The 12581-nt window shown below is 65.2% G+C and carries 5 protein-coding genes and 3 pseudogenes; 4 read left to right on the top strand and 4 right to left on the bottom strand.

Annotated elements, in window-relative coordinates; all coding sequences use genetic code 11:
- Nucleotides 1-183 precede the first annotated feature (183 nt).
- Nucleotides 184-735, bottom strand: coding sequence for a flavin reductase family protein (locus ASPU41_RS21185; RefSeq protein ID WP_069953107.1), 552 nt, complete (start codon nucleotides 733-735; stop codon nucleotides 184-186).
- Nucleotides 736-2486: 1751 nt separating this feature from the next.
- On the opposite strand from ASPU41_RS21185, the gene ASPU41_RS21170 reads away from it, so the two are divergent.
- Nucleotides 2487-3776, top strand: coding sequence for an ISL3 family transposase (locus tag ASPU41_RS21170; RefSeq protein ID WP_069953043.1), 1290 nt, complete (start codon nucleotides 2487-2489; stop codon nucleotides 3774-3776).
- A gap of 270 nt (nucleotides 3777-4046) precedes the next feature.
- Nucleotides 4047-4658, top strand: coding sequence for a recombinase family protein (locus ASPU41_RS21165; RefSeq protein ID WP_069953042.1), 612 nt, complete (start codon nucleotides 4047-4049; stop codon nucleotides 4656-4658).
- Here ASPU41_RS21165 and ASPU41_RS21160 read toward each other — a convergent pair.
- Nucleotides 4645-4914: pseudogene (locus tag ASPU41_RS21160) on the bottom strand (EamA family transporter); the annotation flags it as partial. The gene ASPU41_RS21165 and the pseudogene ASPU41_RS21160 overlap by 14 nt on opposite strands.
- Before the next feature lie 524 nt (nucleotides 4915-5438).
- On the opposite strand from ASPU41_RS21160, the pseudogene ASPU41_RS21155 reads away from it, so the two are divergent.
- Nucleotides 5439-6735: pseudogene (locus ASPU41_RS21155) on the top strand (hemolysin family protein).
- A gap of 316 nt (nucleotides 6736-7051) precedes the next feature.
- Here the strand turns inward: ASPU41_RS21155 and ASPU41_RS21150 are convergent.
- Nucleotides 7052-7348: a transcriptional regulator gene (locus tag ASPU41_RS21150; protein ID WP_069953101.1), complete on the bottom strand. Its 297-nt coding sequence runs from the start codon at nucleotides 7346-7348 to the stop codon at nucleotides 7052-7054.
- A gap of 1313 nt (nucleotides 7349-8661) precedes the next feature.
- Here ASPU41_RS21150 and ASPU41_RS22395 point away from each other — a divergent pair.
- A pseudogene (locus ASPU41_RS22395) lies at nucleotides 8662-8868 on the top strand (helix-turn-helix transcriptional regulator); the annotation flags it as partial.
- Between the two features lie 63 nt (nucleotides 8869-8931).
- On the opposite strand, the gene ASPU41_RS21130 reads toward ASPU41_RS22395, so the two are convergent.
- Nucleotides 8932-11733: a cation-translocating P-type ATPase gene (locus tag ASPU41_RS21130; RefSeq protein WP_083266754.1), complete on the bottom strand. Its 2802-nt coding sequence runs from the start codon at nucleotides 11731-11733 to the stop codon at nucleotides 8932-8934.
- Nucleotides 11734-12581 lie beyond the last annotated feature (848 nt).

Genomic DNA, 12581 nt, shown 5'->3' with positions numbered 1-12581 from the left:
GACTGCCACGACGACGGCGATGTCACCACTGGACTCTGCTGTAACTGTGGTTTCGGCACCGCCCCCAAGCGAGGACTTCATCGGGCACTACAATCACCACAGGCCCCACACGGCACTCAAAGGCGCCTCACCCACCAAACGCGTCACCAACGTACCGGGTTAGTACATCTGGGCGGGCAGCTTCTAAAGCGCCAGGCGGTGGTAGGCGGAAGCAAAATGTATGAGCGGGTCCGGTATCTCCGACCCCGGAGCGTCACCGCCCAACGCAACTACCTCTCCTACGACGAGCAGATGTGTAGCCGCCGGATGGATGGCAACCGTTCTCAGCTCGAAGTACGCGATCGATCCGTCGAGGATCACCGATCCGGTGGCCGGGCCACGGCGGTACGGGACCTGGGCCAGCAGGCCCTCAACCGGGGTCCCTGGACTGGCCAGCCAGTCCGCTGCGCCTTGGTGCTTGCTGCGCAGCAGACTCAACGCCCATGTACCCGTCGCGGCGACCGCTTCGCCGATGCGTGAGCCCGCGTAGAGGCTGACCAGCATCGTAGGAGGGTCATAGGAGACGGAGAGAAAAGCAGTCACCGTTGCCGCGTAGTCGCGCTTGCGCAGGGATGTGGAAACCACAGCGACGCCGGCGGAGATGTCCGCGCTGAGCACGCGGTACAGATCGATGTCCGCCTGGGAAGGCTGTCCGCCGTCAAGGCGGTGCGCGTCCAACGTCCCCGGACTCTCCATAAAGTACATCGTTTCACGCGCCGAACCATAGGAGTGCGGTTATTCCCTGCACTGGAGATCCCCGCATCAACCTTCTGCGTTGAGCGCCGCTTTTCCCCGTGGCCCCATCGTGGGACCATGCCTGCATGAGCGGAAGTGAAAACAATGGTCCGGCGCCCCCCGCCACTGATGGAGCGGGAAGGAATGACCGGGCGCCGGCAAGCAGAGAACATCAGGCAGCGCCGCCCACCCAGGGGATGCGCACCGTGGGCCAGCGTCGCCGGGATGCGGAACAGAAGCTTGAGGAGCATCAGCAGGAGGCCCGCCACAAGACCAAAGCCGAAGACGGCCCCGAGGAACCCCCGGCGAGCCAGTAACGGCCTTTGAGCGGCCTGAGGCGGGCTTTTCGTCAACGGTGCGTCGGCGCTTGAGGAACCGAAGCGAGGAAGTCCAGGCATTGATCGGCCCCGGACTCATGGCCTGAACGTTCGTAACCGCATACGGTGAACGGCGGCACGTCCTTCAAACCTTGCCGGGAGCAGACAACGACCGCGGCCGGAGGAGTCCTGCCGAAGCGGCCACCCACAGCCCGCCGCGCGGCGGACGACCCTCCCCGGCGTGGGGTGGGTGCATTGCCCGCGGGCGGGGTCTACGTTCGGGGTTTTTACAAGGAGTTTCGACCAGACTTGCCCCGTCCTGATGTTGCACGGTGTCCGCGCACTTCGGGTCTGGTCACCGGGCGCGGCCCCCAGCATTGCCGGGCCCGGTGACTATCCTGGCAGCAGCGCCCGGCCGGTGACGGCCCTGCTGCGCGGCTGCTCACAGGCAGGTGTGAGACCTTATCGATCCGGGACGGCAGCGGCACAGCGAAGCGCCTGAGAACCGCCATCGGTGAGTCAGATGCGTTTCACGGAGTGCCGCGTCGGTGCCCTTGACGGCGCATCAGGAACAGTCAACCAACCCGATGCTGTGTCCATGTCAATCTCATCCGGGTTACTGGAAACGGAAAAAATCCCACGCTAAGCCCTGCCCCGACTCGGCACCCAGGGCTGGTGCAAAGTCGTGTGCAGGGTTGTGGCGCTGATGCCGGCATGCCCGGCGCAAGTGCTCTTAATACAGGGGAACCGCCGGTAAACAGGTGATCGTTCAAAACCGCCGTTCAACAGGCGTTCCGTCATGACGTCTTCGCCCATCCAGACCCTTGTTGGCCGGCTGGCGACAATGGACCCGGGCGTCACGCTGGCCACGCTGCTGGACGCGCTCTCCTGCGTTCCGGACCCACACAAGCTCTTGGGCCTTGGCACTGTCCTGACGACGACGACGAGGGCTGGGCGGGTAGGCTCGACGGCCGTTGCCGAGCAATGGCACATCGGTGGAGTGTCTTGCAAAGCTTTTACTTGTTGAGACATCCGATCCGACCCCAGGAAGACAGGGCACTTGTCATTTTCAATACCCGCCTGCACGATGGCCCGTGTGTTCTCGGGGTTGTGCAGGCGAGTGTTGAGCACTGATTTTTCAGTACCCCTCTGCACTAACGTCGTTTCTGCTTGATACTCCTCTGCACAACAGCGAGGTAGTGGAGTGGACGCGGAATCTTTGCGCATCGGTGAGGGGCGATTCAGGCGGCCCGGGAAGATCCGAGGCGCAGGCTCTCTATAACTGGCTCTTCAAGGTTCCCGGGGAAATAGGTTCGTGTTGTAGCTAGAAGAGGACTCGTGGTCCTGCTGGGATGAGTGTTACTACGCATTCAACCTGAACAGGAACCACGAGCCTTGTTAGAGCCTACTGGGGCTGGCCATGATGCTGCCAGCATGATCTTCAACCTGCCCGATTACCGTGTCACCGGCACGGTCGTACTCCCGGACGGGGCACGTCATGTCACGGTGGAGTCCACCTTCCCGCCAGGCTGTCCGAGCTGCGGGGTGATCGCTTCGCGGGTGAAGGAACGCCGGTGCCAGCGGCTGCGTGACATCCCGGTTGCCGGCGCGGTGGTGCTCCTCTGGGACAAGCGGCGCTGGTTCTGTGATGAGTACCTGTGTGAGCGGAAATCGTTCTGTGAGGCGACGCCGCAGGTGCCGCGCCGGGCACGGTCGACACGGCGGCTGCGCGAGACCGTACTGGATGCGGTCATAGATTCAGGCCGGGCCGTGTCTGAGACCGCCATGGCATTCGGGATCTCGTGGTGGCTGGTCCAGCAGGTCATCGGCGACGCCGCTCTCCGGCTGCCGGATGTGGACCTTCTCATGCCCAGGATGCTGGGCATCGATGAGCACCGCTACCGTTCTGTGCGGTTCTTCCAGGACCCGGGCACGAAGGTCTGGACCCGGTACGAGCCGTGGATGACAACGATCGTTGACCTGGACACCGGCCAGGTCCTGGGCATCGTGGACGGACGCGACCACAAGGGCGTCGGAGACTGGCTCTTCGCCCGGCCGCTGCACTGGCGGCTCGGCGTGCAGGTCGTCGCGATCGACCCGTCCGCGGCGTTCCGGAAAGCACTGCGGATGTGGCTTCCACGCTCGGCGGTGTCGGTAGATCTGTTCCACGTGACGATGCTGGCCAACGACATGCTCACGACCGTCCGTCAGGGCCTGTCACAACAGGTTCGGGGCCGGCGGGGCAGGGCCACTGACCCGGCGTGGGCGAATCGGATGCTGCTGCTGAAGGCCGATGAGAAACTCTCAGAACGTGCCCGGCATCGCCTTGCAGGCGTGTTCGCCGCTGATGATCCCACTGGCAGCCTTCAGGCCGCGTGGCAGGTCAAGGAACAACTCCGCACGCTGCTGAACACAGGCTCCCTCGAAGACGCCGCAGCGGCGAAGTCTGCCCTGGCGGACCTGGTCGAACGGGCGGCGATGCCAGAAACCAACAGGCTCTACCGGACTATCTGCCGGTGGTGGGCCGAGATCGAAGTCCTCATCGTCACCGGAGCCACAACAGCCAAGGTCGAGGCCAATAACACCGCCATCAAGCACATCAAACGAACCGCACGAGGCTATCGAAACCCGGACAACTACAAATCGCGTATCCTCTTGAGAAGTGCAGCCCGGATGGCAGCATGAGCAATCATCTCAGCAGACCATTCCCCGGGAACCTCGAAGAGCCCTATAACTTCGCCCTCATCAGGTGCCGGGACACCGGATCTGCGACCCGGCTACGGGCAGACTTCTCCGGCCTCGGCATTCCTCCGGAAGGCCTGTCACATATCGACGACCGCGTATCCTTTGCATGACTTAGGATAAGTAACGGGTAAAGTGACAATTCTCAGATTCGGTTATGTTTCGATTCCTGTTGTCACTTAAACGAACGTATAAATAACAAGGAGAACTGCCGTGCTCGTCGGATACATGCGCGTCTCCAAAGCCGACGGGTCCCAGACCACGGACCTGCAGCGCGACGCACTCCTGGCCGCCGGCATCAACGCTGACTCCCTCTACGAAGACCGGGCTTCCGGGAAGAAGGATGACCGGCCCCAGTTGGCCGCCTGCCTCAAAGCCCTGCGCCACGGCGACACCCTCATGGTCTGGAAGCTCGACCGGCTCGGCCGGGACCTGCGACATCTGGTCAACATCGTCCACGACCTGACCGAACGCGGTATCGGGCTCAAGGTCCTCACCGGGCAGGGCGCTGCGATCGACACCACCACGGCCTCCGGGAAGCTCGTCTTCGGAATCTTCGCTGCCCTCGCCGAGTTCGAACGTGAACTGATCTCCGAGCGCACCCTCGCCGGGCTCGCTTCCGCCCGCGCCCGGGGCCGTAGCGGAGGCCGCCCGTACAAGATGACCCCCGCGAAGCTCCGGCTCGCCATGGCGTCCATGGGCAAACCCGGAACCAAAGTCAGCGAACTCTGCACCGAACTCGGCATCACCCGCCAGACCCTCTACCGGCACGTCTCACCTGCCGGAGAGCTGCGGCCCGACGGCCAAAAGCTCATTTCCCGGTAAGGCGCGGGTTGCGCCGGACGCGGACTGCAGTGTCTGCGTAGAGGATGACGGCGAGGCCGCCGGTGAAGGTCAGCCAGGTCAGGGCCTGGCCCAGCAGGAGCCCTGCCCAGCAGATGCTCAACACGGGCTGGAGGAGCTGGATCTGGCTGACTCGGGTCATGGGGGCGGTGGCCAGGCCGCGGTACCAAGCGAAGAAGCCAAGGACATGCTCACCAAACCCAAGTAGGCAAAGGGCCCACTGCACCGGTGTTTCTGACACAGCCTCAAGCGTTGCAGATAGGGGATGCCGGACCCTTGCGGGCATTTTCACCGTTGGGCTAAACGGGCATCTCAACGACGACGGAACCGGGTATCCGGTCGGAACGACCAGGGCGGGACAGCCAATACCGTGAAGGCACCCACTTGACCGGATTCGGCGTAAAGGCGAATGGTGAACGACTAACAGTTAATCGTCGATGTCTCCCCATGGACCTGGATTCGCGTCGAGGGTGTTGGCCAAGGTACGCAGCGAGATAATGGCCGGGTCCTCGTGGTGCCAGGCTGGCCGCGGCCGGGGCCCGGGCAGATATCGCAGAGAAGGCACACGACGCGCTCTTGCAGCGCATCATGCCGGAAGCACCCGCCTCCGAATAGTCCGCCCAGACTAAAGCCAAGGCCGGGACTGTCTCCACGCCCGGCGCGCCGCCCGACGCCGGGGCCCAGAGCTACCAAGGCGTTCCTGCTTGGTTTGCCCTTCCGGCTGCCACCCCATTCGGTGCCGGGGGTCGGTAGTGTCGGTTCATGGATAGCAGCACCTTGGTCAATTTCCTGCTGGTTCTCTTTTTTGTGCTGTTGGGAGGGGTCTTCGCTGCTACGGAAATGGCGCTGGTGTCCCTTCGCGAGAGCCAGGTGCGTCAGATAGAGAAGCTTGGGAAGCGGGGGGCCCGGATTGCCGCTTTGGCCCGTAATCCCAATCGATTCCTGTCAACTGTTCAGATTGGCGTGACGCTTTCGGGCTTTTTCTCAGTCGCTTATGGTGCTTCCACCATCGCACCCGATGTGGAACCCCTGCTGGAAAATATCGGGCTGGGCCCCGCGGCAGAGCCGGTGTCCTTCATCGGAATGACGTTGTGGTGGCATATCTATCCCTGGTCCTCGGTGAGTTGGTGCCCAAGAGGTTGGCGATGCAGAACGCTGTCGGCTTCACGAAGTTCTGGCCCCTCCGCTGAACACCCTTGCGGAATCATGCGGCCGTCATCTGGACGCTGTCTGTCTCAACCAATGCCCTGGTCAAGCTCTTCGGCGGCGATCCCCACGCCAACCAGCAGAGCGTCAGCTCCGAGGAACTGTGGGACATGGTCGCGGAGAGTGACATGCTGGAAGAACACAGCCGAAACATCCTCAGTGACGTGTTTGGGGCGGGGACCGCTCCCTCCATGAAGTCATGCGCCCCCGCACTGAGGTGGCATTCATCGACGGCACACTAAGCATTGCGGCTGCCCGCAGCATCGTCAGGGACGGCCGGTACTCGCGCTATCCGGTGATTGGCCGGACCGTGGATGACGTCCTCGGTTTCGTCCACATCCGTGACCTGATGCCCCGGGCCGACTTGTACGAGGAGGGGACAGTGAAGAGCATTGTTCGCGAGATTCTTCCGCTGCCGGGAACGAACAGGGTGCTGCCTTCGCTGGCCAGAATGCGCCGACTGGGTCATCACATAGCGCTGGTGGTTGACGAGTATGGGGGCACCGATGGCATCGTCACCCTGGAGGACCTGGTCGAGGAACTGGTGGGTGAAATCTACGATGAGTACGACACCGGGGCCGACCACGAGGATCGCGTGAGCGTGGCCAACGGTTCTGTCGACATTGACGGCGGCCTGATTCTGCAGGAGTTTCAGTCAGCGACCGGCATAGCACTGCCGGAGGGGCATTACGAAACAGTCGCCGGATTTGTCATGGACCGTCTCGGCCGCCTGCCCCGTGGCGGGGACCGGGTGGAAGTGCCAGGCCATGTGTTCACGGTGCTCGCGATGGACGGCCTGCGCATTGGGCGGATCCGGGTGACGCCCGTGAACGAACGGCCGGTGGAACTTTGAGCACTTCCGGGCCTCAGCATCAGCAGCCGGGTGGACGCTGCCGATGACCCTTGGTTCGGTTCAACGCCAACCGCTCCGGGCACATCCACCCCGGGGGTCCAGTACGCCGAACCGGCGTACTGGTCAATGGTCGGAGCCGCCGGAAAGGCTGGCTCCGACAGCCCACCCACTTACCGCTGGGGATTGCGATCGCCGGTGGGTGAAGTTGTGGGTCGGCCGGGAAATTGGCTGGAGTGCAGGGCGCGCGGGCACTGGGTCGTGGTGGTAGGGGGTGTTGTCGCCCAGCATGGTCCAAGGACGTTGAGCATCCAGCTCCCTACATGTCTCGCGGCCCGCGCCGTGCCGGGCTGGACGGCGTGGGAGCGAAGAGCGCCAGCAACTCGCCGATCTCGTGTGTCGCGGTTGCCGGGTGGTGGAAGCGTCGGTGGGGGTCCACGGTGTAGTGGCTGCGTCGTCCCACCCTGTGGCGGGTGAGGTAGCCGACGGTCTCGAGGTCCTTAAGGATGCTCAGCGTCGCACGTCCGGTGATCCCAACACTGCCGGCAATCTCGCTAACCAGTGCGTCAGGGGAACCGGCCACGACCAGCAGTACGTGGGCATGTTTGGTGAGCAGTGTCCACTGTCGCCGCTGGGACTGATCCCGGGGCCGCGGCCCGGAACCGTCTGCATGGTCCGTCGCTGGTAGAGGAGTCCCGTCGCCGGGACGGAAAGTGGAAGGCACTTCGTGTTTATCCCTTCGGAAGTAGAGGGCTCACGACCCGACCAGAGGCAGGGGGCGGGTCGGCGCATGGTGGTGGTGGCCAACTCCCGCGTATCCCCGCCTCGGCGATTCGGGATCGAGGTGGTGCACGGCACCGCGTCAACGGAGCCGGTTGCCGTAGGCGGCGAATGGCCCTTGGTTGTGGCTAGGCAGAAGGCGGGGCGGCATCGGGTGGCGGGTTCCAGCGCAGCTCCCCGCTGCGTGAATGGTCGCTGAGGTGATCTCCGAACGGTCGGACGGCGTACTTTCATGGCTCCTGGACGCCGCACCGGCTACGACGAACACGACCTCGGCCCGTGTTTGAGGGAGGGCACCGGCAACGCCGATGGGGTGATGAGCACGGCCGCCCCTGCCCGGCGGGCGGCGCGGGCCAAGGCCATGGCTATGGCTTGGGCCTGAGACGCGCGGAGGAAGGGGCAAGCGCGGTACCGCACCAACTGTAAATGGAACAACACGCCGGTGGCGTCCAGGGCGGGGTGCACCCGTGCCGCGACGGTTTCGGCCTCCCGCAGCGCTTCCCGGTACAGGCGGGCTGCGATGGCGGCGTCGGTGGTGAAGGCCGGTTCCGCGAGGGGCCCCAGCAGAACGACGGGCCGTCGTTGCGCGCAGGCGAGGGCCGCGGCGCGGCGGGCCACTGCCTTCCCTCAGGACCATCGGTGAACCGCGGCAAGGGGGCGGGGCGTTGGCGGGCGGGTGTGTCCATCATCGTTCCCTTTCGGTGCTGGTTCCAAGGGGGTGCTTTGTCCGTGGTGTGGGTGGGCGGCCGCCGTTCCCTCCAGGGTTCGGAGTCCCGGTCCCCTCGGAGAAGACCGGGAAGGACGCCGCGCGGCGAGGGACCAGGCCCTGAGGACGGGACCGCGGAAGGGGCCGCTGGATAGGCCGGTGTGGAGGGGGCGAGGCGGTACACCAGCTCGGCCCGCAGGAAGTACATCGCCTTCAGACCGAGTACGGCGAACACGACGTCGGCTGCCCCGACCCGCACCGGCATCGGCACCAGCGGGTTGACCGGAAGCCGCCCGGAACTTCTGATCAGAAAACTGCCGGGCGTTGCGGGGGGCGGCCATGGGAACGACGCTGCGGAGCAGGGGCAGCGCGCGGGACCGCTCCGGTCCGATATGTCCGCGGGCGGCAACGCCCATAGATCTACGTAACACAAAACACGTATCATGTTTCGCATGCAGACTTCTCCATCCTGGACTTTCCTATCCAACCACGGGCACGTGCTGGTCGCGTTGGCCGGTGATCCTCAGTCGCGGATGCGGGATGTGGCCGCCAAAGTCGGCATCACCGAACGTGCCGTCCAAATGATCGTTCGCGACCTGGAGGAAGCCGGGTATGTCGTCCGCGAGCGGGTGGGTCGTCGGAACCGGTACACCGTGGTGGATCAGAACCGCTTTCGGCACCCGCTGGAGGAGCACGTGCGGGTGGGGGATTTCCTAGCCCTCGCCGCACCAGCAACCCCGGCCAGCTGTCGTCTCAGCGCTCCTCCCCGCCCGATGTGCGAGCTTGATCGTTTCCTCGACCACGAGGACGCAGGAGGCCACCGCAAGGCAGATCAGCCACTGGGTGGCGGAGAGCGACGTGGTGTCGAAGATGCCCTGGAGCGGGGCCAGTTGCACGGCGAGGACCTGCAGGACCAGGACCGCGGCGAAGGAGATCCACAACCAGCGGTTGGTGAACAGATGCCGCGTGAACACCGTCTGCCGCTCGGCCCGGGCGTTGAGCGCGTTGAAGAACTGGAAGAGGACGAACGTGGTGAATGCCATGGTGGACGCCACGGCGGCGCCGTAGGCCCCCTCGGCCAGGGTGAGCACCGACAGGGTGCCGACCGCCATGACGGCGCCAGCCCGCAACATCCGTAGCAGCCGGGTCCGGTCCAGGATCCGATCAGTTGCCCTGCGCGGCGGTTCGTCCATCAGCCCTGGTCGGGCGGGGTCAACGCCCAGGGCCATCGCCGGGGGGCCGTCCATGATGATGTTGACCCACAACACCTGGATGGCGGTTAGCGGTGCCGGGAGCCCGGCCACGGTCGCCCCGAGGAAGGACAGGATGGCGCCGATGTTGGTCGACAGTTGGAAGCGGACGAACTTCACCACGTTGTCGTAGATCGATCGGCCCTCGTGGACCGACGCGACGATGGTGGCGAAGTCGTCGTCGGTGAGAATCATGTCGCCGGCTTCCTTGGTCACCTCGGTGCCGGTGATCCCCATCGCCACACCCATATGCGCCGCGCGCAGGGCTGCCGCGTCGTTGACGCCGTCGCCGGTCATTGCCGTCACGTGCCCCAGGGCCGTCAACGCCCCGACGATGGCGACTTTGTGCTCCGGGGCGACCCGGGCGAACACCCCGATGCTCTCCACGCGTTCCGACAGCTCCTCCGGGGTCATCCGGTCCAGCTCGGCGCCGGTGACAACTTCGCCACGGATGCCGAGCTCCCGGGCGATGGCGGCCGCGGTGTCCCGGTGGTCGCCGGTGATCATCTTGACCGAGACCCCGGCCCGGTGGGCGAGTGCGATGGCGTCCTTGGCCTGCGGACGGGGCGGGTCAGCGATGCCAACCAGGCCGAGCAGCGTCAGGCCGGTCAGCCGGTGCTCAAGCGCGTCGGCGTTCGACGGATCACCGGCGGCGGGCAAGTCGTCCATCAGCGTCGTCGCGGCGGCCAGCACCCGCAGACCCCTCGACGCGAGGGCTGTGACCTCGCTTGCCAGCTGGTCCCGGCCGGCGGCGTCGAGGTCACGAACTCCCTCGGCGGTGAGTAACGCCGTGCTGCGCGCGAGGAGTACGTCGGGAGCGCCCTTGAGGTAGACGCGGATGCGGCCGTCCTCCTCGTGTGCGGTCACCATGAACTTGCGGGCGCTATCGAAGGGCAGCTCCGCCACCCGCGGGTGCGCCGCACGCAGCGTCGGGGCGTCGATCCCGGCCTTCACGGCCGCAACGACCAGCGCGCCCTCGGTGGGGTCGCCGACGATGCCAGCCCGGCCACCCGCCCCCGGGGAAGCCAGCACAGCGTCGCTGCACAGAACGAACGGTTCCAGCAGACGCCCGGCATCCCCGGTCCGCTGCCCGGCGGTCTCGGCAATGATCGAGCCTGTCGGGGAATACCCCTCGCCGTCGATGCGCATCCGCTGCCCTGCGAACACCAGCGCACGGGCCGTCATCTGGTTCAGCGTCAGCGTTCCGGTCTTGTCGCTGCAGATGACCGTAGCCGAGCCCAGGGTCTCCACCGAGGCGAGCCGCTTGACGATAGCTCCCCGCCGGGCCATTCGACCGACGCCGAGGGCGAGGGTGAGGGCCAGGACGGCCGGCAAACCTTCGGGCACCGTGGCCACGGCGAGGGCCACCGCCGTGAGCGCCAGCTCGCCCAAAGGCTCGCCGCGCACGAGGGCGATGGTCACGTAGATGGCGATGGCGATGCCGCCGATCAGGGCGATCCGCTTGCCCAGTGAATCCAACTGCACCTGCAGCGGGCTCTTGGGCTCCTCGCCGCTCGCAAGCAGTTCCGCGATCGCGCCGACCTCGGTCTGCGCGCCAGTGGCGGTGACCACGAGTTCGGCCCGGCCGCGGGTGAGCGCGGTGTTCATGTAGCCCATGCCGGTGCGGTCGGCCAGCGGCACTTTCTCACCGGGAGCGGCGCCCACCGGCAAGGTGTCCTTGGCCACCGGCTGAGACTCCCCGGTCAGTGCGGACTCGTCGATCTCCACCGACTCCGCCACCAGGAACCGTCCGTCGGCCGGCACCCGGTCTCCGGCCTCGAGCAGGACCAGGTCACCCGGCACAAGCTCGACCGCTCCGACCACCCGCACCGACCCGTCCCGGCGGACCCGTGCGGTGGGCACCAGCATGTCGCGCAGCGCCTCGAGGCTGCGCTCCGCCCTGTTCTCCTGAACGAAGCCGATCACGGCGTTGATCAGGAGCACGATCAGGATGACGATCGTGTCCTTGAGGTCCCCGACGACGCCAGCGAGAACCGCGGCACCGAGCAGGATGAGGATCAGTAGGCTACGGAACTGGTCGAGGAATCGCAGCCAGCCTGGCCGCCGCGGCCGCTCGGCCAAACGGTTCTCACCGGTCAGCTCCCGTCGTCGGGCAACCTCTGCCTCACCGAGTCCCTGCGCGGAATTGACGCCCAGCGACTCTGCCACGGCGGTCGCGGTCTGCAGGTGCGGATCCCGCAGAGGCGCGTCCTTCGCGCCAATCGCCGGAAGGAAGTGGGATGACTGGTCGTCCTTGATTGCCATTACTGTTCATTCCTCGTGGTGTCTGGTGTGGTATCCGGTCGGAGAGGTTGATGGGGGTGTACTCGAGTCCATCTTGAGCATCGTCTTGTTTGCCATCCGGATCAACACCAGGGCAAGGCCGACCTTGAGGTAGACGAAGCGGTGGACAATCAGCCGGCATGAGGTACACATCGGAACTTGCCGCCATTCGTGGCGGGTCATCGAGGTACCGGCCCGTCAGGGGGACGGATGATATGGACAGGCCCGCAGGTCCTCGTTCCCGCGCTGCCCACGATGCCGCGCGGGGCCCAGCAACGAGTTCGCGGATGCAACCGCAGGGCGATGGCGGCGGACCACAAGGCCAGAGCAAACCACGGGATCAGGTCCGACACAGGAACTCCTCTTGCCACTGCCGTTGGCGGGGCTAAACTGATACAGCCAGACTAAAGCACATAAACTCGCGAAACAAGGTTCGCATGTGTCTCTGAGGTGGATCTCCCGCCAGGCTTGCTGTGCTCGGGTGGTGGTCAGTGCTCCGCTCGTTCTGCGGGGAATTCGCCCGTAGCGTTTGCCTGCCGTGCGAGTTTCTTGATGTTGTTCGAGGAACGGGCAAGCAAATTGTGCAGGGACGTCAGGTCCGCAGCAATGGCGCGGCGTTCCGCAGGAGAATCGGAACGTTCCGAAGGTGGTGACGAAGTCAACAGACTCGGGATGGTGAGCATCTGCCGCTCAGTCCTTGCAACGAGCGCGACTTGTGCCTCCACGGACGCGCACGTCAGGGCGGTTCCTGGACCCTTGGGGGTCCATTGCAGCTCCTGAGATGATCAGGTGTTGCGACGATTTTCGGAATCTATCGGATTTGGGAGGTT

It is taken from the genome of Arthrobacter sp. U41 (assembly GCF_001750145.1).
GTDB lineage: Bacteria > Actinomycetota > Actinomycetes > Actinomycetales > Micrococcaceae > Arthrobacter.
Note: the sequence above shows the minus strand (reverse complement) of the source record. Positions and strands in the feature narration are given on the sequence as shown.

Excerpts from the sequence above, each read along its gene's own strand:
- ASPU41_RS21185 (WP_069953107.1), bottom strand. The coding sequence starts at position 735 with ATGGAGAGTCCGGGGACGTTGGACGCGCACCGCCTTGACGGCGGACAG.
- ASPU41_RS21130 (WP_083266754.1), bottom strand. The coding sequence starts at position 11,733 with ATGGCAATCAAGGACGACCAGTCATCCCACTTCCTTCCGGCGATTGGC.